Source organism: Rhizobium sp. KNZ14-9A, from assembly GCF_056755015.1.
Genome location: NZ_JBPGXB010000002.1, coordinates 1,590,794 through 1,609,162 on the forward strand (window position 1 = coordinate 1,590,794; position 18,369 = coordinate 1,609,162).

The following is an 18,369-nucleotide window of genomic DNA, read 5'->3' on the forward strand; positions in this document are numbered from 1 at the left end:
ATGTCCTTTCTGGTCAGCGGAGCGCCTTCAGATAAGCGTCCAGGCTGTTCAACAGTTCCGCCGTATCCGACGGCGTGCCGATCAGGATGAATTTCTGGAGCTGCCGTCCCGCATCATAGGCGGCGTTGAATTGCATTGCGTGCGGACGGCGATGCCGCGAGATCAGCATGGCCTGCATCAGCACCGTCAGGCGGTTTGACATTTCGGCGGAGAGATCGGGCACCTCAACGACGCTGGTGACATAGACCTCGGCCTGCGGGGCCGGGCCGCTGTTGCTGACACCGGCGAAGGCTTCGAGGTCGGAGCGCAGGATTCGGTAGGATTTGCCGATGCGGGTGGCGCGCAAACGCTCCTCGCGGATGAGCCGCAGCACAGTCTTCGGGTGTAGTTTCAGGCGCTCGGCCGCCTGTTCAGCTGTGTAGAGCTCTTCCGACATGATCCGTATTATTCTCTATCGTGATTTTCATTTCGGACGATAAGGAATATTTCGGAATAATCCAGATCGATTATCGCCTTGATGCGGATCAATGCGGAATACCCTGCAGCCGCACATGCTTCAGCCATCAACCGAACGGAGCGAGCCATGGACGAGGCGATCAGGAAGACGATCCGGGCGATACTGGATGGGCAACGGATCATGAGCGTTGCGACGCTCCGGCCAGACGGCTGGCCGCAGGCGACGACGGTCGGCTACGTGAATGAAGGGCTGACCCTCTATTTCCTCTGCGGCCGGGACAGCCAGAAGGCCGCCAATCTGGCGCAGGACAACAGGTTGTCGCTGACGATCAACCCGGATGCCGGCCAGCTGATGCAGATCACCGGCCTATCGATGGCTGCGCATGCCGAGAAGGTGGAAGACCCTGCCGAGGCCGACAGGGTGCTCAAACTGATGCCGGCAAAATATCCGGTTCAGGAGGGTCTGGCGATCGCCATGCCCACGCGGGATCAGATCTGCATCTTCCGCGTTGTGCCGAAGGTGATTTCGGTGCTCGATTATTCCAAGGGGTTCGGGCACACCGATCTCGTCACGCTCTGATGCGGCCTGCCGCGCAGAAGCGGCAGCCTGGTGTTGACGGCGTGAAGGTCAGGCGCCCTTGGCGACCTTGGCGGCGCCCCAGAGCGAGCCGGGATTGGCACGGTTGGGATGGAGCGCCAGCATGGCGTCGAACAGTTCTCGCGCCGTCGTCGCTTCCAGCTCTAGCCTGTTGAAATCTCGAAGATATTGCTGGGTCTCGTCGATGATATGAGGATCGTCGTCATTTTCGGGGATCTTGTGGCCGGCGACGACGGCCTTCGGCTTCAGCTCTTTCAGCCGGTCCAGTGTTTCGATCCAGTGCAGCCGGCTCTCGCGCGTGGTTTCGCCGAGGTAGCAGTGGATACCGTTATAGACGACGTCTCCGCCGACGATCAGCCCGATCGAGGGAACGTGGAGCGCGGTCGAGTGCGACATGTCGGTATGGCCGGCGTCGATCGGGATCAGCTTGTGGCCTTCGAGATCCAGGTCCGGTGCTTCAAGGACATCGGCGATAGCCATGTTCTCGGCGATTTCGCCGGGGAAGAGTTTGCGCCAGAAGCCGTCGAGCATGTCGGGTGCGCTCTGGCGGCGCATCGCCTCCACTACATCCGATATGGCATAGGCCTTCGTATCCGGGAAGCGTTTCAGCAAGGCACCGATGCCGAAGAAGTGGTCGCCGTGACCATGGGTGATGTATATCGCCTTCAGCCGCTTGCCGCTTGCTTCCAACCAGTCGGCGAGCGTCTTTGTCTGCGGTTCGGTCAGGAAGGTATCGACGAGCACGGCATCGCGTTCGCCCGAGATCAGCGTGGCGGAATTGGCGACCCACTGAAGGGATGGATCGCCAGCCGGCACATCGCGGCTGAGGCCGGGGCGGCGGATTGTCAGGACATCATAGCGCAAGCTGGGAGTGGGGCTTGAGGTCATGGTGGCAATTCCTTGAAAAGTTGGAGTTAAGACGGCTGAGCGAGCGGGAAAGTCCTTGATTTTTGTGGTCAAGCAATAAATATATGACCGGTCGTCTTTAATTATTCAAGAGGAAACGAACGTGGAAAAGTCGGCCCGCCGCGGCCCCAAGCCGAATATCCAAATGCGGGAGAGAATCATCGAGGCGGGTCTGAAGGAGATCCATGCCAATGGGTTTGCCGCGACCGGCATCCAGAAGATCGTCGATGACATCAAGGTCCCGAAGGGCTCCTTCTACAATTATTTCGACAGCAAGGAGGCCTTCGGCGCCGAGGTTTCCGATCGCTATTCCGAGCAGGCACTTGCCCGGCTCGTGAGCTTTCTTGCCGATGCCGACAAACCGCCCCTTCGCCGCCTCAAGGCCTATTTCGACGATCGCGTCGCATCCTTCACCTTGAGAGGTCATACGCAGGGCTGCGTGCTCGGCAATTTCAGCGCCGAGACGGTCGACCATAGCGAGTTGATCCGCCAGCACGTGGCAGAGCATTTCAGCCGCTGGAGCGAGGTGATTGCGGCCTGCCTGGCCGAAGCGCAGAGAGACGGCACACTGACCAGCGAGCTGCCGGCCGGGACACTTGCCGATTTCATTCTGAACAGCTGGGAGGGGGCGCTTCTGCGCATGCGCGCAGAACGCAGCGGGGCGCCGCTCGAGACATTCAAGCAGATGGTCTTTGACGTGCTGCTCCACGGCAAGGCGCATTGAAGCCCATTTACCTCGGTTAAGGAGAAATTTCCCTTCCGGTTCGGGCATTTACCATCTTTTCCGACGTCACAGATCGGCAATAGTTCCAGCTTAATTCCGACATGTTCGGGCTGAAGTTTCCGGCATCGATATGCGGGCGAGGGATCAGATGCCGGGCATTCTCATTGCAACCCTGTTGGCGACTGTTTCGGCCAAGGCGCCGATGGAATATGTCAGCGGCGATCTTCTCTTTTCGGATTGCGGCGGTTCGCGGCAGTTCGTCACCGGCTATGTTTCCGGCTGGCTCGACAAATGGAACCGTGATGAGTTTCTTGCGCGGCGTGCATTCGCCGATGCGGCCCCGGATCCGCAGGCGATGGTCAGTATAACCCGTCTCGGCCATTCGGTCGGGTGGAATATCTGCCTGCCGCCGGGCACGACACCCATCGTGATCGGCGAAATGCTCTGCCACTTCCTGCAGGAGAACCCAGGCGTTCGCAGTGCCGAGGGCGACGATCTGGTGATGACCGTCATTACCCGCAGCTACAGCTGCCGGTAAGGCAGGCGTCAGGCGTTGCTGACAAGGATGGCGCCGCCGATGATAAGCAGGGTGCCGGCAGAGAGTTTCATGAGATCGACCTCAGCAGCCTCTCCCAGAAACACCGCGCCGACGGCCAGCGTCACCAGCACGTTGCAGCTCCAGATCGGTGCGAGTTTGGAGACCGGCACGCCGTAGGCAAAGAGCGCGAAGCTGATGAGGCCGGCGCCGAGGGCGAAACAGAGGCCGGCGATGGCGGCAAAGCCGAAGCCTTCTGCCGTCCAGGGCGCGGGCCGCCAGATCAGGGCGGAGATCCCGCCCGCAACTGCAAGCGTCAGGCCGAAGGCGATGAGATAGGCGGAGGAGCCTGCGCCCGATACGGCGCTCTGCTTCTGGAAAATAGCGGTAATGCCCCAGAGAATGGCGGGGGCCACGCCGCCGACGAACAAGGGCCAGAATGCAGTCATGATAAAACTCCTGTCGCACCGGACACGCTGAGGCCTTCAGGGAAGGCGATCGGGATGTGGTGCCACCAGACTAGGAGTTTCTTCTTGTTCTTTGTGGTCTTGTTGATTTGCTGAAAGTTGGCAGATTCACGCGCCGTCAGCAAGCCGCCAGATGGCTGTCACGCTCTCTTTTCTGCCTGGGCGGTGGCCATGGCGATCTCGCCGACCTCGGCCAGCGTCACCTTCTGGAACTCCCGCTGCAGCGCCTGCTCGGCGCTTTGATAGGCAAGCTGCAGCTTGGCATTGGCGGCGCGTTCGACCGGGCAGGAAGGGTGATCGTTGGAGAGCGGCGCATCCAGAATGGTTTCGCCCTGCAGGGCGCGCTGCACATCCAGAATGGTGATCTCGGAAAGCGGTCTCGTCAGCGACCAGCCGCCGCCACGGCCGCCCTCGGATTCGACGATGCCGTGCTGGCGCAGCGACGCCATGGTACGGCGAACGACGACGGGATTGGTGTTGAGCATCTGGGCGATGCGCTCGCTTGTTTCCCGGCCGCCAAGCAGCCCCATATGGACGAGGACATGGATCATCCGCGCCAGTCTTCCGTCTTGCCGCATCTGCGCTTCCCTCCAAAGCGTAACAAATAGTGTTACGGTATATTGACTCCCGTTTTCTGTAACGTAAAAAGATACGGAATTAAAGATTCGATGTCGCCCGGAAGCGATTTTTCCGAAAGCGACGGGCTTATTGTCGAGGAGGCAGCGATGCAGCAGCGCATGATTGAAACCGCAACCCTGAGGATGAACATTGCCGAAGCCGGCGAGGGGCCGCTGGTGCTGCTCTGCCATGGGTTTCCGGAGACCTCGCATGCTTGGCGCCATCAGATTACCGCACTTGCCGGGGCGGGCTTCCATGCCGTGGCGCCCGATATGCGTGGTTATGGCCGAACGGAAAGCCCTGATGAGACCGGCGCCTATACAGTCTTCGATCTCGTGGCCGACATGGTTGCGCTCGTCGATGCGCTTGGTGAGGAAAAGGCTGTTATCGTCGGCAACGACTGGGGTGCGACGGTTGCCTGGCAGGCCGCACTGATGCGGCCGGACAGGTTCCGGGGCATTGTCGCAATGAGCGTGCCTCTCATGGGCCAGCCGCCCGTGCCACCGACGAAGATTTTTCCGGCGACAGCGGATCACCTGCTCTATGTGCTCTATTTCCAGGAGCCGGGATTGGCGGAAGCCGAGTTCGAGCGGAATATGGATGTCACGCTGCGCAAGATCTATGGCGCCGCCTGCGGCGAGGCGGGTCCAAGACTGCCAGGCGACGGAACGCCCAATCCGTTTGGCATGGTCTCCCGCGCATCCGGTCTGCTTGCTGATCTGCCCAACGGGGAAACGCTGCCTGAATGGCTGCCGCAAGCCGACCTCGATGTCTTTGCCGATGCATTCAAGGCGTCAGGTTTTCGCGGCGGGTTGAATTATTACAGGAACCTCGACCGGAACTGGGAATTGCAGAAAGCTTTGGCGGGGCTGAAAGTCGAGGTTCCCGCGCTGTTCATGGCCGGTGAACGCGACACGGGCCTTGCCATCCCCGGTATACGGGAGATTATCGATGCGATGCCACGGCTCGCGCCTGGCCTCAGGGCGACGCAGTTTGTGGCCGGTGCGGGCCATTGGCTGCCGCAGGAACGGCCGGAGATCGTCAGCCGCGCGATTATCGATTTCGTGCAGGCTTTGTGACCAGTTTAATGCCCGTCATCCAGCATCGCCTCGAGCGTGGCGATCAGTTCGCGGCTGCCATCCCGGTCATCGGCAATGGTCTGGAAGACGCCGGCCATGCCCTTGAAGATGAGGGCAGCGGGATCGTCGGCTCCGAGGAACTCGGAGATTTCTTCCATTTCCGCCACCCAGCGATAGGCCTTCGGAAACATGTCCGGGATGGAATGGCGTAGCCGCTTCAGATGCTCGGCCTGGCTTTCGGCCAGTTCTACCTTCAATGCCTCGCTGGCACCGGAGCGCGCAGCGGCAAGCAGCATGGCGGCGGAGAGGCCGGTGATGCCCTTGTTGATGCCGGCATAACACATCTTCAAGGCGGAGGCTGCTCCAACAGGGCCTTTCACGCGGCGGATCTTCAGGCCGAAGCTGGAGAGGAGATCGGGCTCGCTCGCGAGATCGCCGCTGAGGCAGACGGCCGGGCCGGCCTTGCCGGGAACCGGCGGGCCGCCGATGATCGAGCCGTCGATAACCTTGGCGCCTGTGGAAGCGAGGCCTGCGGCCAGCTTTTCCATGGTCTTCGGGCTGATGGCATTGAGATCGACGAAGGATGGTTTCTTGCGGCTGTCGTGCAGCACCGGAGCAATGAGATCCGCGACCTTCTGAGCTTCGGCCGGGGGGACGATGGAGAGGATGATATCGGCCTCGGCGAATGCCGAAAGCGGAGCGGCGATGAGGCCCGTTGCGCGGGCGCGTTCGATCGTCGCTTCACTGCGGCCATCGAGAAAAGTGATGACCTTGGCGCCGGATTCGGCGAGGCGGCGGCCAACGGCGCTGCCCATGGCGCCGGCCCCGAACAATGCAATGGTAATGGACATTGACGGATATGACCTCTTTGGCGGGGATGCGGAGAGACTAGGGCGGGATGGTCGATGCCGCAAGGCAGGTGCGGCCTTCAGTCCGCAGCTTCGGGCCAATCAGATCTTCGAGTCCGCACTCGGTTCGAGCGTTTCGGCGCTGGCGAATTTCAGGATGCCTGAGAATGGGTCGGCGCTCAGTTCCGTACTATCGCGCAAGTAATTCGCACGTTCAAGCATTCATAATCCGGGTCGGTCGCCTTAGCTTGGCATGCCGTCGATTGGCGGTTTCGCACAGACATCGCATCGAGAGAGAAGTTTCATGACATTGAGCAGACGAAAACTTGGCAGTCAGGGACTGGAAGTCGGAGCAATCGGCCTCGGTTGCATGGGCATGAGCCAATCCTACGGGCCAGCCGACGAGGCGGAATCGATCGCGACCCTGCACCGCGCCATCGAGCTTGGTTGCGATTTCTTCGACACGGCCGAAAACTACGGCCCATTCAAGAACGAGGCTCTTCTTGGCAAGGCGTTCAGGGATCGGCGCGAGAAGGTGGTGATCGCGACCAAATTCGGCTCACGCTTCGACGGCGACAGGATCGTCGGCACAGATAGCAGGCCGGAGAACATCATCCGGGTTGTCGAGGGCTGCCTCAGCCGGCTACAGACCGATCATATCGACCTGCTTTACCAGCACCGCCTCGACAGGAGCGTGCCGATCGAGGACGTGGCCGGCACGGTCAGGGATCTGGTCATTGCGGGCAAGGTGCGCTTCTTCGGGCTTTCGGAGGTCGGTATCGCCAATCTTCGCCGCGCCCATGCCGTCCATCCTGTTTCGGCGCTGCAAAGCGAATATTCGCTCTGGGAGCGGAATCTGGAGCCTGAGATCATTCCGGTTCTGCGGGAGCTTGGGATCGGTCTTGTGCCGTTCTGCCCTCTGGGACGCGGTTTCCTCGCCGGTGGCGTGAAGCGGGCAGAGGACTATCCGGAAGGCGATACGCGGCGGATCGATCCGCGTTACCAAGGTGCAAATTACGATTCCAACATGCAGGCGGCGCAGATCGTCTTCGACATAGCGGCAAGCAAGGGCGTGAAGCCCGGGCAGATCGCGCTCGCCTGGCTGCTGCACAAGGGCGACGATATCGTGCCGATCCCCGGCACCAAGCGCAGATCCTATCTGGAAGAGAATGTTGTTGCTGCCTCTATCCGCCTGGATGCTGAGGAGATGCAGAGGCTCGATGCAGCGCTGGTGACCGGGACGATATCCGGGAACCGCTATGCGGACTGGATCATGGCGACCATTGACCGTTAATCCCGCATCCTGAGCTCATCCGTCTGCATCTGCAGGGAGCCGAGTGTCTCAAGGAAACTCATGCCGAGCAGGCTCTGGTCGAGCCTGCCGTCTTCGGCAACGGACGCGGCGACATTGCTGCGCACGATCGGGCCGATCGCGACCTGATCGAGGGTAACAGGGGCGGCGCGGGCGCGACCGTTGGCGGTCATCACTGTCATGGAATAGGTGAGCTGCTTCGGGTCTATGCCGATGCGCAGCGCGTCGGCATGCGAGAGCGCCACCATGCTGGCGCCGGTATCGACCAGCATCGGTACCGACTGGCCGTTGACCGAGACCTCGGCCTCGAAATGGCCATTCAGCATCTTGTGGACGATGACTTCCTGCCCGCCTTCGCTCGTCGTAACCACCACGGCGCGGCCGGGCACGAGGCCGGCGAGCAGGCGGTTGCCGACGGCCATTGCGTCCTGGCGGTAGAGGTAGGCGGTGGCGAGCGCCAAGATGATGACGAGCCAGATCATCAGCTGGCGCAGGGTCTGGCCGATATTCTGGCGGCTGCCCCAGATGCCGGCTGCCAGCATCAGAGCGATCGGCAACAGGTAGACGAAGCGGCCGAAATCGTCGCTTTCGAGGCCCATGATGCGGCTCTGGTCATTGTTGAGGAGCAGGACGGCAAGGCCGATGACAATGACGGCAAGCAGGAGGATAAGGCGCATCAGCCGATGGCCTCCAGCAGTTTGGTCGATTCGGGAGCGAGTGCCGTGAGCCGCGCGGGCAGGTCTTCCATGATGGTTTCGCGTTCTTCATCGGAAAAGCGCATCCAGCCGGCGATCTCATCCGTTGTGCGGCCGCATCCGGCGCAGAGACCGGTGATAGGATCCAGGGAGCATACGCGGATGCAGGGTGTTCGCATGGGCGATATATCGGGATTTCAGAGGGCCATGGCAAGGGCGCAAAAGGCTGCGACCTCGCAAATCTGCTGGGTGGCGCCGAGCGTGTCACCGGTGTGGCCACCGAGCCTGCTGCGGATGAACCAGGTGAAGGCGAGCGTCGAGAGACCGGCGGCGAGAAGGGCCGAGACGAACGGCAACAGACCGAGTGCCGGCCAGACGAACATGGCTGTGATAAAGCCTGCTGTGACGAGGGCGATCTGCATCGTCACTTCCGCTGGGCTTCCGGCGGAAGAAGCGAGCCCATCCGGCTTTGCGGCGGGAAGGCGCTGCCAGTGCCATGCGATCGCCCCGCGACTCAGAGCGGCCACAGCCGGAATTGCAAGGGCGGCCGCAAAGGGCGGCGCCTCGCGAGCAATGGCGGCAAGTGCCGAGGCCCGCAGGGCGAAAGAGAGGATGAGGGCGATCGCGCCGTAACTGCCGATGCGGCTGTCCTTCATGATGAGCAGGCTCTGCTCGCGGGATTTGCCGCCGCCGATACCGTCAGCCGTATCGGCAAGCCCGTCCTCGTGCAGCGCGCCGGTCAGGATCGTCTGCACAGCGAGCGCTACCAGTGCGGCCATCAGCCGGTCGGCGCGAAATGCCAGCATCAGCAGGAAGACGAGAGCGGGCAGGGCGCCGATGACGAGCCCGGCCAAGGGGAAGACACGAACCAGCCGGCCAAGCTTGCCGTCATAGCCGGTAAAGAGCCATGGCGGCACGGGAATGCGGCTCAAGAAAGCCACCGCGCGCGCGGCATCGACCACGATGTCCTTTATCATTCCTGGGATCATTCTCTGCTGCCCCCGCCTCTCCGCAGCGTCTTTGTCTCCCTGCGGCTTTTGGCGCCGTGTGCTTTTTCACATTGTTCGCCTGGGCCGCTCGCTTTAAGAGAGTCGCCACGCAAAGAACCCGATTTGCCGGGAAAAGACAAGAATACAAGGAAAGCCATTCAGATGAGCGTTTCAGGCCTGCCGTTCGACGATTTTCGCGCCCTTCTTCGTGACCTGCCGGGACCGGATGCCCGCGCGCTGGTCGCCGCCCGCGAACGCGACGCGCAGCTGACGAAGCCGCCAGGCGCGCTTGGACGACTGGAAGAGATCGCTTTCTGGCTCGCCGCCTGGACGGGCAAGCCGCCTGCCGTCAACCGGCCGCTGGTGGCGATCTTCGCCGGCAATCATGGGGTCGTACGGCAGGGCATCACGCCTTTTCCGCCTGAAGTCACGCAGCAGATGGTGGAGAATTTCGCCGCTGGCGGGGCGGCGATCAACCAGATCTGCGTCGCCTATGATCTCGGCCTGAAAGTCTTCGACCTGGCGCTCGATTACCCGACCGGCGACATCACCCAGGAAGCAGCGCTGACCGAGCGCGACTGCGCCGCCACCATGGCCTTCGGCATGGAAGCGATTGCCGGCGGCACGGATCTGCTCTGCATCGGCGAAATGGGCATCGGCAACACGACGATCGCGGCTGCCATCAATTATGCGCTTTATGGCGGCACGGCGCGCGACTGGGTCGGCCCCGGCACCGGTTCGGAAGGCGAGATGCTGGAGCGCAAGATCGATGCCGTCGAGCGCGCCGTGGAACTGCACAGCGATCACCTCGACGATCCCCTGGAAATCATGCGCCGGCTCGGCGGTCGCGAGATTGCGGCGATGGCGGGCGCGATCCTTGCGGCACGCATGGAGCGTATTCCGGTGCTGATCGACGGTTATACGGCAACCGCTGCCGGCGCGATCCTGCGGGCGGCCAACCCTTCCGCGCTCGATCACTGCCTGATCGGCCACGTTTCTGCCGAGCCGGGCCATCTGCGGGCCATCGAACAACTTGGCAAGACGCCGCTTCTGGCGCTCGGCATGCGGCTTGGCGAGGGCACGGGTGCAGCGCTCGCTGCCGGCGTCGTCAAGGCGGCTGCAGCCTGCCATTCCGGCATGGCGACCTTCAGTCAGGCCGGCGTTTCCGGCAAGCATTGATGTGGTCGGAGCCGCAACCCGACCAGCGCATTGCTTGCGCTGGGATCGGGGAAACGGTATCTGCGTATCCGCTCATGAATGGAAGCGTCGGCAAAAGACCGGCGTGGAGGAAACGAGGCGCCTTTGACGAAACCTGCCGTGACCAAGGAAACGGGATTTCGCCATTTCGTGGCAGCGGCCAGCTATTCCTGGGCTGGCTTCCTGCGGGTCTTCAGGGAAGCGGCGTTCCGGCAGGAGCTCGGCTTCTTCGCCGTGGCGCTGATTGCGCTTTTTCTCGTCGGTGCGGATGCCACGGAATTCGTCGTCACGACGGTGCTTTTCCTCGGGCTGTTTTCCATCGAGGCGATGAATACGGCGGTCGAGGAAGTGATCGACCGGATTTCACCCGAGATCTCCATCGTCGGCAAACATGCGAAGGATCTCGGCTCCTTCGCCGTCACCTGCATGATCGCCGCCTGCTGCCTTTATCTCGGCTTCGTCGTCGTCAGGCATCTGTTCTTTTAACTTATGGGGGAAGACTAGGCGAAGCTGCGGCGCTTCTTGATGACCGGCTGGGCTTCTTCTACCGCCGGGATGCTCTGCAGCACGCGCTTGGCCGGCAGGATGGCGATGACTTCGGTGCCTTCGCGCAGCCTGGATTTCAGGATGAACTGGCCGTCATGCTTGGCAAGGATCGCCTGAACGATCGGCAGGCCGAGGCCGGTGCCTTGTTCGGCGCTCTTGATGGCGATAGAGCCCTGGCCGAAAGCGGAGAGCACGACCGGGATTTCGTCTTCGGGAATGCCGGGGCCATTATCCCTGATGGAGATGTACTGGCCGCCGCCGGCCGTCCAACCGACCTTGACGTTGATTTCTCCACCCTGAGGCGTGAATTTCACCGCATTGGAAAGCAGATTAAGCACGACCTGGCGCATGGATTTCTCATCCGCCCAGATCGCCGGAAGCTGGCGCTCGACCTGATCGTGGATGGAGATGTTCTTGGCCCGCGCCCGAAGTTGCACCATGCCGATGCAGTCCTCTGTTATATCGAGCAGAGAAATCGCCTCTTCGCTCAACTCATACTTGCCGGCTTCGATGCGCGAGAGATCGAGGATTTCGTTGATGAGATCGAGCAGATGCTGGCCGGAGCGATGGATATCGCCAGCATATTCCTTATAGGTCGGATTTGCGAGCGGACCCATGACTTCCGCCGACATGACCTCGGAGAAGCCGAGGATGGCATTCAGCGGCGTGCGCAGCTCATGCGACATGGAGGCGAGGAAGCGCGACTTGGCGAGGTTTGCTTCCTCGGCACGGCGGCGAGCCTCGTCCGACATGGATTTGGCCACTTCCAGCTCGGCGATCAGATCATCCTTTTCCGACTGGAAGGACAGGATCCTCAGGCTGAACTGGAAAAGCCGGTCGCTGATGTAATTGAAGAAGACCACCGTCATAGTGAAGACGCCGGTCAGAGAGAGTTCCAGAATATCGCGCGACAGGCCGCTTTTTGCGGCAAGCGCGACGACAGCCGGCGCAAAGCCGACGAGTACGGCGCGCGTCAGCATGAAATTCGACATGGTCGTGACCGACAGCGCGATCAGCAGGGTAGCACCTTTATAGAGCGTGAAGCTCGAAGGTTCGCAGGCCGAACAGCCCTGCAGGGCAAAGACCGCCCAGCAGCAGCCGCTCAGGAACTGGCCTGCCAGCAACAGGTTGCGCCAGCGGCGTACGGTCTCTGCGGTAATTTCCTGCTTCCTGGCGCGGCGGGCGAGAAGAATATTGGCGGCATGGCATGTCAGCGTCAGCAACGCCCAGAAGAACAGGCTTGCATCCTCGGTGAAATAGGTGCCGAGCGCTGCAACGATGATGACGAAAAGCGGCATGATCGCCGCGCCCTGCAGCACGGCAGTGATATACATCTGCAGTACGTCACGATCGAAGGCGGAGCTGGAGGCATGGCCGGACTGCAGGCGTTCACGCGTCTGCCGCACGGCCTTTGAAACCGCCTTATTGCGGTGGCCGCGCGATTTATCGACAATGATCTTGTCGGTTGATGTGCTGACGCCGGTACTCATGTGCACGTTGAAATTTGTCCCGCAGATGAATAAGAGCTTAACCGGAAAGTCTTAAGAAGATGTTTGCCATCTTTGCCAAGGGTTTGTTTTGCAAGGAGGCAAAAGCGTGGCACGGCTTCTGGTGTTGACCCGAGACGGTGCAACCGCCCTCGCTTTTCTTGCTCTCGTTGCATTAATTGCTGCCAAGCTGAATGACAGGCCCGACATCCAGCACCAGGGCTCTTTTCACGCCGCCGATGGCGATAGTCTCGTTCTCGATGGCGAGCGCATGCGGCTGAAGGGTATCGATGCACCGGAACTGTCGCAGACTTGCGAGCGGCTGGAGCAGGGCTGGGCCTGCGGCAGGCAGGCGCAACAGGCGCTGCAGCAGCTGGTTTCGGACAACGCTACGCAATGCGGCGGAAACGAGCGCGATCGCTACGACCGACTGCTGGTCACTTGCCGAAATAGTGCCGGCAATATTAATGCGCGCATGGTGGCTTCCGGGATGGCGGTTTCCTACGGCGGCTATCAGCAGGAGGAAGGGCAGGCGAGGGCGCAAAAGCTAGGACTCTGGGCCGGCCATTTCGAAATGCCGCGCGATGTCAGGGATCAGGCCCGGCATGAAAGCTCCGGCCTGAGGCGGCTAATCGGCGGATGGACGGGATGGTAATGAATAGTGCGTTGAGCGAGGACCGACTGGATGGGCTGCGCGCCGAGATTGCCGCCTGCCGGATCTGTCGCGATGCGCCGCTGCGCGGCATCGAGGATCAACTGCCGCACGAGCCGCGGCCGGTTGCCGTGCTCTCATCGCGCGCCCGTGTGCTGATCGCGGGCCAGGCGCCGGGGCTGCGCGTGCATGAAAGCGGTCTGCCATTCGACGATGCTTCTGGCGACCGGCTGCGGCAGTGGCTGCAGGTGGACCGGCCGACCTTTTACGACCGGGATCGATTCGCGATCGTGCCGATGGGCTTCTGCTTTCCGGGCTATGATGCCAAGGGCAGCGATCTGCCGCCGCGGCGTGAATGCGCGCCGATCTGGCGGAATCGCGTGCTTTCGGCCATGCCACAGATCGAGCTGGTGCTTGCCGTCGGCGGTTATGCGCAGGCCTGGCATATGGGGCCTATAAGGCGCGAGAATATGACCGAGACCGTGCGGGCATGGCATGACAGCCTCGCCGTGCCGGGCAAGCCTTTGATTCTTCCGCTGCCGCATCCGAGCTGGCGCAATACCGGCTGGATCAAGCGGCACCAGTGGTTCGAAGAAGAACTGCTTCCTGAGTTGCGCCGGCGAATCAAAATGCTTGCCTTCTGAAACAAAATTCTTTTCGTCGGCCGGAATCGCGCTATACAAAGAAAATAATTCGAAAAGGACTTAGTTTCGCATGGATCGCCTCGACCGAAAGATACTGCGCCTGCTCCAGGAAGATTCGACGCTCGCCGTTGCCGACCTCGCCAAAAAGGTCGGGCTTTCGACGACTCCATGCTGGCGGCGTATCCAGAAGATGGAGGAAGACGGCGTCATCAAGCGCCGAGTCGCGATCCTCGATCCGGAAAAGGTCAACACCAAAGTTACGGTCTTCGTGTCGATCCGCACTGCAACCCATTCCATCGAGTGGCTGCGCCGCTTCTCCGAGGTCGTGGCGGAATTCCCTGAAGTGGTCGAATTCTACCGGATGAGCGGTGATGTAGACTATCTGCTGCGCGTCGTCGTGCCCGATATCGCCGCCTATGACGCCTTCTACAAGCGGATGATCGCCAAGATCGAGATTCGCGACGTCTCGTCCGCCTTCGCGATGGAGCAGATCAAGTATTCGACGCAGCTGCCGCTCGACTACATGCTCCTCGAAAACGCCAAGTCTAACGAGGACTGAGTCGGGCAGGCGCTTACAGGACAGGGCATATGATTTATAACGCAGGCGCGAACGCATCGCGCCCGCGCTGGTGAGGAAGCAGAAGCTCCTCTGGAGACTGCTCAGGCAAGTTGGGCGGGGAGAATCAGGAGTTCATCTGTGACTTCTGAGGGTGTTCGTCGAACACCAGCCACTTGACGGCGGCGCGAAACCTTTCCAAATTGTAATCTTCCTGTCATGGAACTATGCGAAGCCACGCAAGCCATGAATTGGCCCAGGCGTTGGGAGGCACGGGGGCCGATTTAGAAGGGTGGTCCGGGGGTATCTGGAACACTTTTATAATGTCCGTGCAGCGCAATATCGCGCCTTGCACGATTTTTTATGTTGTTGGCGAAACGTTTAAGCGACGCCAAAAATGCGCACCTATGGTTGCTTCTGCAACAAAAAGTAGGCCTCAAATCGATTGATGGTCGCTTTCTGCACCATTAGGTTCGATTTCAGGACACTATGTCCTAATCTCCCATCTTTATATAGTCCTTAGCCGCCGCTAAAGTCTGGTTGCTTCGCGAAAACGTTCGAGCTCTGCTCCATTTTTGCGGTGCCTTGGGAGGAACATTTCAGCCGCTTGCGGTAGCCACTGGTTACCGCGGCGGCATTTGTGCGTTAGCTATTTATCCACTTGAAATTGTTGTATAAAAACCACGCCTGGCGCAGAAAGCATGCTCAGGCTGGGGGTTGGCTCCCTTCACGAATTGCTACAGTCAGATGTCTGTGGGATGAACGTTCGGCGGTTCGATCGATCCGCACGCCGTGAGGCTGTTCAAACGGGTCGGCTTTGGATCTTCGGAGACAGGGTAAAGCCCCGATCGACAAAGGAGTGGAATTCTACAATGAACATCAAGATGGTATTGCTTGCGTCAGCAGCGGCATTTGCTGCATCGACCCCGGTACTCGCAGCAGACGCAATCGTTGCTGCCGAGCCGGAGCCGGTTGAGTACGTTCGCGTCTGCGACGCCTACGGCACCGGCTACTTCTACATCCCGGGCACGGAAACCTGCCTGAAGATCGAAGGCTACATCCGTTTCCAGGTTAACGTCGGCCCGAGCGTTGGCGAAACCGACGCTCGCCCGAACGACTCTAGCTGGGATGCTGTAACCCGTGGTCAGGTTCAGTTCACGGCCAAGAGCGACACCGAATACGGTCCGCTCACCGGCGTTATCGTTCTTCAGGCAAACGCCGACAACGCGTCTGACCAGTCGACGATCCTCGACTCCGCTTACCTTGACGTCGCTGGCTTCCGCGCTGGTCTCTTCTACTCCTGGTGGGACGATGGTCTCTCCGGCGAAACGGACGACATCGGCTCCAACGTAACGCTGCATAACTCGCTCCGTTATCAGTACGAAACCGGTTCCTTCTACGCTGGCCTCAGCGTCGACGAACTGGAAGACGGCGTCTTCAAGGATGGCGAAGAGCCGAACAACGTCGGCGTTGCCTTCGGCATCGGCGGCACGGCAGGTGCGTTCAGCTACCAGGTCACCGGCGGCTACGACTTCGACAACGAAGATGGCGCAATCCGCGCTATGGGTACGGCTGAACTCGGCCCGGGCACGCTCGGCCTCGCAGCTGTCTACTCCAGCGGCCCGAACTCCTACTACTCGATCGCTGAATGGGCAGTTGCTGCCGAATACGCCATCAAGGCAACGGACAAGCTGAAGATCACCCCCGGCGTTCAGTACTACGGCAACTACTTCGGCGGCTCTTCGGATGTTCCGGATGACTTCGACGGTCTCGGCGATGCCTGGAAGGTCGGTCTGACGGTTGACTACCAGATCGTTGACAACTTCTACGCCAAGGCTTCCGTCCAGTACCTGGATCCGGAAGATGGCGACGACGTCACGACCGGCTACTTCCGTCTGCAGCGCTCGTTCTAATCTGAGCGACGGAACCCCCGGCCTTGCGCCGGGGGTCTCCTAACCCCACGAGTTTCTGATCAGAATGACCTCCGATCAGTAACGAGGGACTGGTCCGGTTTTCCCTGCTGGGCCAGTCCTTTGCAGTTAAAGTCGTTATGAAGCCAGGAGCGCCGCCACGCTTACCTGTTTCATCTTGCCGGAAGGCTTTCCTCCGGATTTTTCCCGACGTCGAGCACATTTAAAAACTATCAGTGTATTCGCTGCCCTTGATCAATCGCGCCATTTTTTTGCGCGATATACACCTTTTGGTTGAAAAAATTCATCCGATGAACTACGCGTCTGGACAGGTTCTATTCCTCGGGAATCGATGCCAATAATGTGACTGTAACGTGACAGGTGAGGCGCTATAAGCATTTCAGAGGCTGGCATTCACTACTACTCTCGGGTAGGTTTCGATAATGGACGATCTTAACGACTACTTCTATTTTGCTGCCGTCGTCTCCAGCGGTGGTTTTGCATCCGCAAGTCGAACATTGAAAATACCCCGCTCCAAGTTGAGCAGGCGCGTCAGCCGTCTGGAGGATTGCCTCGGCGCCAGGCTGATCGAGCGCTCCACACGTCACTTCCGGGTGACGGAGATCGGGCAGGCTTTCTATGAGCAATGCCAGACGATTCTGAGAGAGGCCGATCGTGCGAAGTCGATCGTCACGGAGGCCCAGTCCGATCCGCAAGGGATCGTGCGCATGGGCTGCCCGCTCGGACTGATCGATATTTCGCTCGGAGCCGTGCTGCCGGAATTCCTGGAGCGCTACCCCAAGATCAAGCTGCAGATCATCGGTTCCGACCGGCGCACGGACCTCATCAACGAGCGCATCGACGTCGAAGTCCGCGCGGCGAGCGAGCCGGAAACACAGACGAGCCTGATGATGCGCAAGCTCGACCGGGCACGGCGCATCCTGGTCGCCAGCCCCTCGCTCGTCGAGCGCATGGGCGAACTCGGCAGCGTTGACGACCTCGGCAATGCGCCGACGCTTGCCATGACCACCTGGATGTCCTTCCACACCTGGGAGCTGGTTGGGCCTGATGGCGAGAAGAAGGTCGTACGCCATCAACCGCGGCTCACCTGCCGCAGCATGACGGCTATCCTCGATGCTGCTCGGGCAGGTGTGGGCTACGGTCTCATCCTGGAAAATGCCTGCGCGTCGGATCTCCAGTCCGGCCGGCTGGTTCGCGTGCTGCCGGAGTGGCAGACGGTGGAGAGCCAGTTCTATCTGGTCTTCACCACAACCAAGGGCATGCCGCCGGCGGTGCGGGCGCTGATCGATTTCCTCGTCGAGAAATCCAAGCAGCATCAGATCGTTACGACAGGGGCTGCGATCGCAGCACAGTAAAGCTCTGTTCCATGCAAGTGTTATCGCGAAACCGCGGCAGAGTTTTGCTGGAATTATTCGCTTTGTTTTCGCGCAATGCCGGGCGCTTAGCCGAGCCGGGCCAGCAGCTTTTCGCTCGTTAGTTCCCTGACCGCATCCTTGCCGATCCATCGCGCCGTCTTGTCCATGCTTGCGGCGAGGCGTTCGGCGAGGGCGAGCGCCTGACCATGGCAGGCGCGGTTGCGCTTGCCGATGTTGCGGAGTGCCCAGTTGGCGGCTTTGCGGACGAAGTTTCTGTTATCGGTGGAATGTGCTTCGATCAGCGGCAGGTAGGCAAGCAGGCTTTCATCCGGGTCCTTCTTCCGGTGTACGGCCGCACCGGCGATCATGGCGAAGGCGGTTCGCCTGACGAATTCACGCTCATCGGCGGCAAAGTCCGGGATCAGTGCGTCGAGTTTCGCCTCGATGAAGAGGTCGGCGGCGCAATCGACGATTTCCCAGGAGTTGAAGTCGGCGGCAAGTATGCAGGCCTCGGCTTCCGTAAGACTTTTCGGATCGAACGTGTAGAGCGCCAGCAAACGCGCTTCGCGGATGCCGCTTGCCCAGAGCGCTTTCGCTCTGGTGTGATCCTTCTTTGCGAGCCGGGCGATCCTCTGCAGATCAGGATTGGAAATGCCGATGGCCGTCTCGGTAACGATGCCGAAACGCGCCATGCCGGCGATATTGTCTTCAGAGCGCAGCGTCTGAAGATGCGCGATCAGTTCTGCTGCACTCGAAGATGGGGAGATCATTGAC

General features: G+C 60.5%; 22 protein-coding genes. 12 read left to right on the plus strand and 10 right to left on the minus strand.

The annotated features are described in order from the left end of the window. Positions 1-13: 13 nt before the first annotated feature. Positions 14-436 carry a helix-turn-helix domain-containing protein gene (locus ACR9ZQ_RS14330; RefSeq protein WP_481428135.1) on the minus strand — a complete coding sequence of 141 codons (423 nt, stop codon included), beginning with the start codon at positions 434-436 and terminating at the stop codon, positions 14-16. 147 nt (positions 437-583) lie between these two features. Here ACR9ZQ_RS14330 and ACR9ZQ_RS14335 point away from each other — a divergent pair, with 147 nt between their 5' ends. Further along, complete coding sequence (locus ACR9ZQ_RS14335) at positions 584-1,036, plus strand: pyridoxamine 5'-phosphate oxidase family protein (protein ID WP_481428136.1); 453 nt, start codon at positions 584-586, stop codon at positions 1,034-1,036. A gap of 48 nt (positions 1,037-1,084) precedes the next feature. Here the strand turns inward: ACR9ZQ_RS14335 and ACR9ZQ_RS14340 are convergent, their stop codons facing one another. After that, positions 1,085-1,942: an MBL fold metallo-hydrolase gene (locus ACR9ZQ_RS14340; RefSeq protein WP_481428137.1), complete on the minus strand. Its 858-nt coding sequence runs from the start codon at positions 1,940-1,942 to the stop codon at positions 1,085-1,087. Positions 1,943-2,063: 121 nt separating this feature from the next. On the opposite strand from ACR9ZQ_RS14340, the gene ACR9ZQ_RS14345 reads away from it, so the two are divergent. Continuing rightward, entirely contained in the window at positions 2,064-2,684 is a 621-nt protein-coding gene (locus ACR9ZQ_RS14345; RefSeq protein ID WP_481428138.1) for a TetR/AcrR family transcriptional regulator, read from the plus strand. A 148-nt stretch (positions 2,685-2,832) separates the two neighbouring features. Further along, positions 2,833-3,222 (plus strand): Rap1a/Tai family immunity protein, encoded by a 390-nt coding sequence (locus tag ACR9ZQ_RS14350; RefSeq protein WP_481428139.1) that lies wholly within the window; start codon positions 2,833-2,835, stop codon positions 3,220-3,222. Between the two features lie 8 nt (positions 3,223-3,230). Here ACR9ZQ_RS14350 and ACR9ZQ_RS14355 read toward each other — a convergent pair whose 3' ends face one another. Further along, positions 3,231-3,668 carry a hypothetical protein gene (locus tag ACR9ZQ_RS14355; protein WP_477922176.1) on the minus strand — a complete coding sequence of 146 codons (438 nt, stop codon included), beginning with the start codon at positions 3,666-3,668 and terminating at the stop codon, positions 3,231-3,233. Between the two features lie 158 nt (positions 3,669-3,826). After that, positions 3,827-4,264: an Rrf2 family transcriptional regulator gene (locus ACR9ZQ_RS14360; RefSeq protein ID WP_037102938.1), complete on the minus strand. Its 438-nt coding sequence runs from the start codon at positions 4,262-4,264 to the stop codon at positions 3,827-3,829. Between the two features lie 147 nt (positions 4,265-4,411). Here ACR9ZQ_RS14360 and ACR9ZQ_RS14365 point away from each other — a divergent pair, with 147 nt between their 5' ends. Further along, positions 4,412-5,383 (plus strand): alpha/beta fold hydrolase, encoded by a 972-nt coding sequence (locus tag ACR9ZQ_RS14365; protein ID WP_481428140.1) that lies wholly within the window; start codon positions 4,412-4,414, stop codon positions 5,381-5,383. A gap of 5 nt (positions 5,384-5,388) precedes the next feature. Here ACR9ZQ_RS14365 and ACR9ZQ_RS14370 read toward each other — a convergent pair whose 3' ends face one another. Further along, a complete protein-coding gene (locus ACR9ZQ_RS14370; RefSeq protein ID WP_481428141.1) occupies positions 5,389-6,234 on the minus strand; it encodes an NAD(P)-dependent oxidoreductase in 846 nt (281 codons plus the stop codon). Between the two features lie 301 nt (positions 6,235-6,535). Between ACR9ZQ_RS14370 and ACR9ZQ_RS14375 the strand changes: the two genes are divergently transcribed. Next, entirely contained in the window at positions 6,536-7,525 is a 990-nt protein-coding gene (locus ACR9ZQ_RS14375) for an aldo/keto reductase (RefSeq protein ID WP_481428142.1), read from the plus strand. Here ACR9ZQ_RS14375 and ACR9ZQ_RS14380 read toward each other — a convergent pair. Genes ACR9ZQ_RS14380 through ACR9ZQ_RS14390 form a run of 3 tightly spaced genes read right to left on the minus strand, consistent with a single transcriptional unit; the run spans position 7,522 to position 9,215 of the window. Further along, on the minus strand, positions 7,522-8,220 hold the full coding sequence (locus tag ACR9ZQ_RS14380) for a TIGR02281 family clan AA aspartic protease (protein WP_405049769.1): 699 nt from the start codon (positions 8,218-8,220) through the stop codon (positions 7,522-7,524). The genes ACR9ZQ_RS14375 and ACR9ZQ_RS14380 overlap by 4 nt on opposite strands. Then, on the minus strand, positions 8,220-8,417 hold the full coding sequence (locus ACR9ZQ_RS14385; RefSeq protein ID WP_310387816.1) for a DUF1289 domain-containing protein: 198 nt from the start codon (positions 8,415-8,417) through the stop codon (positions 8,220-8,222). Before ACR9ZQ_RS14385 ends, ACR9ZQ_RS14380 begins: the two co-directional genes overlap by 1 nt. 18 nt (positions 8,418-8,435) lie before the next feature. Further along, on the minus strand, positions 8,436-9,215 hold the full coding sequence (locus ACR9ZQ_RS14390; protein ID WP_310387815.1) for an adenosylcobinamide-GDP ribazoletransferase: 780 nt from the start codon (positions 9,213-9,215) through the stop codon (positions 8,436-8,438). 174 nt (positions 9,216-9,389) lie between these two features. Here ACR9ZQ_RS14390 and cobT point away from each other — a divergent pair, with 174 nt between their 5' ends. Next, positions 9,390-10,406, plus strand: a complete 1,017-nt coding sequence (cobT, locus tag ACR9ZQ_RS14395; protein WP_481428143.1) for a nicotinate-nucleotide--dimethylbenzimidazole phosphoribosyltransferase — start codon at positions 9,390-9,392, stop codon at positions 10,404-10,406. Between the two features lie 123 nt (positions 10,407-10,529). Beyond that, positions 10,530-10,910 (plus strand): diacylglycerol kinase, encoded by a 381-nt coding sequence (locus tag ACR9ZQ_RS14400; protein ID WP_310387812.1) that lies wholly within the window; start codon positions 10,530-10,532, stop codon positions 10,908-10,910. Between the two features lie 14 nt (positions 10,911-10,924). Here the strand turns inward: ACR9ZQ_RS14400 and ACR9ZQ_RS14405 are convergent, their stop codons facing one another. Beyond that, positions 10,925-12,460, minus strand: coding sequence for a sensor histidine kinase (locus ACR9ZQ_RS14405; protein WP_310388016.1), 1,536 nt, complete (start codon positions 12,458-12,460; stop codon positions 10,925-10,927). 106 nt (positions 12,461-12,566) lie between these two features. Here ACR9ZQ_RS14405 and ACR9ZQ_RS14410 point away from each other — a divergent pair, with 106 nt between their 5' ends. The 5 genes from ACR9ZQ_RS14410 (at position 12,567) to ACR9ZQ_RS14430 (ending at position 17,595) form a co-directional block, all read left to right on the plus strand. Then, the gene (locus tag ACR9ZQ_RS14410) at positions 12,567-13,112 is read left to right on the plus strand and encodes a thermonuclease family protein (protein WP_481428144.1); all 546 of its coding nucleotides are present in this window, start codon (positions 12,567-12,569) and stop codon (positions 13,110-13,112) included. Then, positions 13,112-13,753 carry a uracil-DNA glycosylase family protein gene (locus ACR9ZQ_RS14415; protein ID WP_481429321.1) on the plus strand — a complete coding sequence of 214 codons (642 nt, stop codon included), beginning with the start codon at positions 13,112-13,114 and terminating at the stop codon, positions 13,751-13,753. Before ACR9ZQ_RS14410 ends, ACR9ZQ_RS14415 begins: the two co-directional genes overlap by 1 nt. Before the next feature lie 70 nt (positions 13,754-13,823). After that, positions 13,824-14,312 (plus strand): Lrp/AsnC family transcriptional regulator, encoded by a 489-nt coding sequence (locus ACR9ZQ_RS14420; protein ID WP_007816294.1) that lies wholly within the window; start codon positions 13,824-13,826, stop codon positions 14,310-14,312. Between the two features lie 869 nt (positions 14,313-15,181). Beyond that, on the plus strand, positions 15,182-16,222 hold the full coding sequence (locus ACR9ZQ_RS14425; protein ID WP_310387805.1) for a porin: 1,041 nt from the start codon (positions 15,182-15,184) through the stop codon (positions 16,220-16,222). A gap of 440 nt (positions 16,223-16,662) precedes the next feature. Next, complete coding sequence (locus ACR9ZQ_RS14430; RefSeq protein WP_481428145.1) at positions 16,663-17,595, plus strand: LysR substrate-binding domain-containing protein; 933 nt, start codon at positions 16,663-16,665, stop codon at positions 17,593-17,595. Positions 17,596-17,681: 86 nt separating this feature from the next. Here ACR9ZQ_RS14430 and ACR9ZQ_RS14435 read toward each other — a convergent pair whose 3' ends face one another. Beyond that, on the minus strand, positions 17,682-18,365 hold the full coding sequence (locus ACR9ZQ_RS14435; RefSeq protein ID WP_310387801.1) for a DNA alkylation repair protein: 684 nt from the start codon (positions 18,363-18,365) through the stop codon (positions 17,682-17,684). Positions 18,366-18,369: the final 4 nt, after the last annotated feature.

Bases quoted from the DNA above. Each gene is read 5' to 3' on its own strand.
- ACR9ZQ_RS14415 (WP_481429321.1), top strand. From the start codon at position 13,112: ATGAATAGTGCGTTGAGCGAGGACCGACTGGATGGGCTGCGCGCCGAG.
- ACR9ZQ_RS14335 (WP_481428136.1), top strand. From the start codon at position 584: ATGGACGAGGCGATCAGGAAGACGATCCGGGCGATACTGGATGGGCAA.
- ACR9ZQ_RS14330 (WP_481428135.1), bottom strand. From the start codon at position 436: ATGTCGGAAGAGCTCTACACAGCTGAACAGGCGGCCGAGCGCCTGAAA.
- ACR9ZQ_RS14390 (WP_310387815.1), bottom strand. From the start codon at position 9,215: ATGATAAAGGACATCGTGGTCGATGCCGCGCGCGCGGTGGCTTTCTTG.
- ACR9ZQ_RS14365 (WP_481428140.1), top strand. From the start codon at position 4,412: ATGCAGCAGCGCATGATTGAAACCGCAACCCTGAGGATGAACATTGCC.
- ACR9ZQ_RS14375 (WP_481428142.1), top strand. From the start codon at position 6,536: ATGACATTGAGCAGACGAAAACTTGGCAGTCAGGGACTGGAAGTCGGA.
- ACR9ZQ_RS14430 (WP_481428145.1), top strand. From the start codon at position 16,663: ATGGACGATCTTAACGACTACTTCTATTTTGCTGCCGTCGTCTCCAGC.
- ACR9ZQ_RS14370 (WP_481428141.1), bottom strand. From the start codon at position 6,234: ATGTCCATTACCATTGCATTGTTCGGGGCCGGCGCCATGGGCAGCGCC.
- ACR9ZQ_RS14385 (WP_310387816.1), bottom strand. From the start codon at position 8,417: ATGCGAACACCCTGCATCCGCGTATGCTCCCTGGATCCTATCACCGGT.
- ACR9ZQ_RS14340 (WP_481428137.1), bottom strand. From the start codon at position 1,942: ATGACCTCAAGCCCCACTCCCAGCTTGCGCTATGATGTCCTGACAATC.
- ACR9ZQ_RS14405 (WP_310388016.1), bottom strand. From the start codon at position 12,460: ATGAGTACCGGCGTCAGCACATCAACCGACAAGATCATTGTCGATAAA.
- ACR9ZQ_RS14435 (WP_310387801.1), bottom strand. From the start codon at position 18,365: ATGATCTCCCCATCTTCGAGTGCAGCAGAACTGATCGCGCATCTTCAG.
- ACR9ZQ_RS14350 (WP_481428139.1), top strand. From the start codon at position 2,833: ATGCCGGGCATTCTCATTGCAACCCTGTTGGCGACTGTTTCGGCCAAG.
- ACR9ZQ_RS14380 (WP_405049769.1), bottom strand. From the start codon at position 8,220: ATGCGCCTTATCCTCCTGCTTGCCGTCATTGTCATCGGCCTTGCCGTC.
- ACR9ZQ_RS14425 (WP_310387805.1), top strand. From the start codon at position 15,182: ATGAACATCAAGATGGTATTGCTTGCGTCAGCAGCGGCATTTGCTGCA.
- ACR9ZQ_RS14355 (WP_477922176.1), bottom strand. From the start codon at position 3,668: ATGACTGCATTCTGGCCCTTGTTCGTCGGCGGCGTGGCCCCCGCCATT.
- cobT (WP_481428143.1), top strand. From the start codon at position 9,390: ATGAGCGTTTCAGGCCTGCCGTTCGACGATTTTCGCGCCCTTCTTCGT.
- ACR9ZQ_RS14360 (WP_037102938.1), bottom strand. From the start codon at position 4,264: ATGCGGCAAGACGGAAGACTGGCGCGGATGATCCATGTCCTCGTCCAT.
- ACR9ZQ_RS14420 (WP_007816294.1), top strand. From the start codon at position 13,824: ATGGATCGCCTCGACCGAAAGATACTGCGCCTGCTCCAGGAAGATTCG.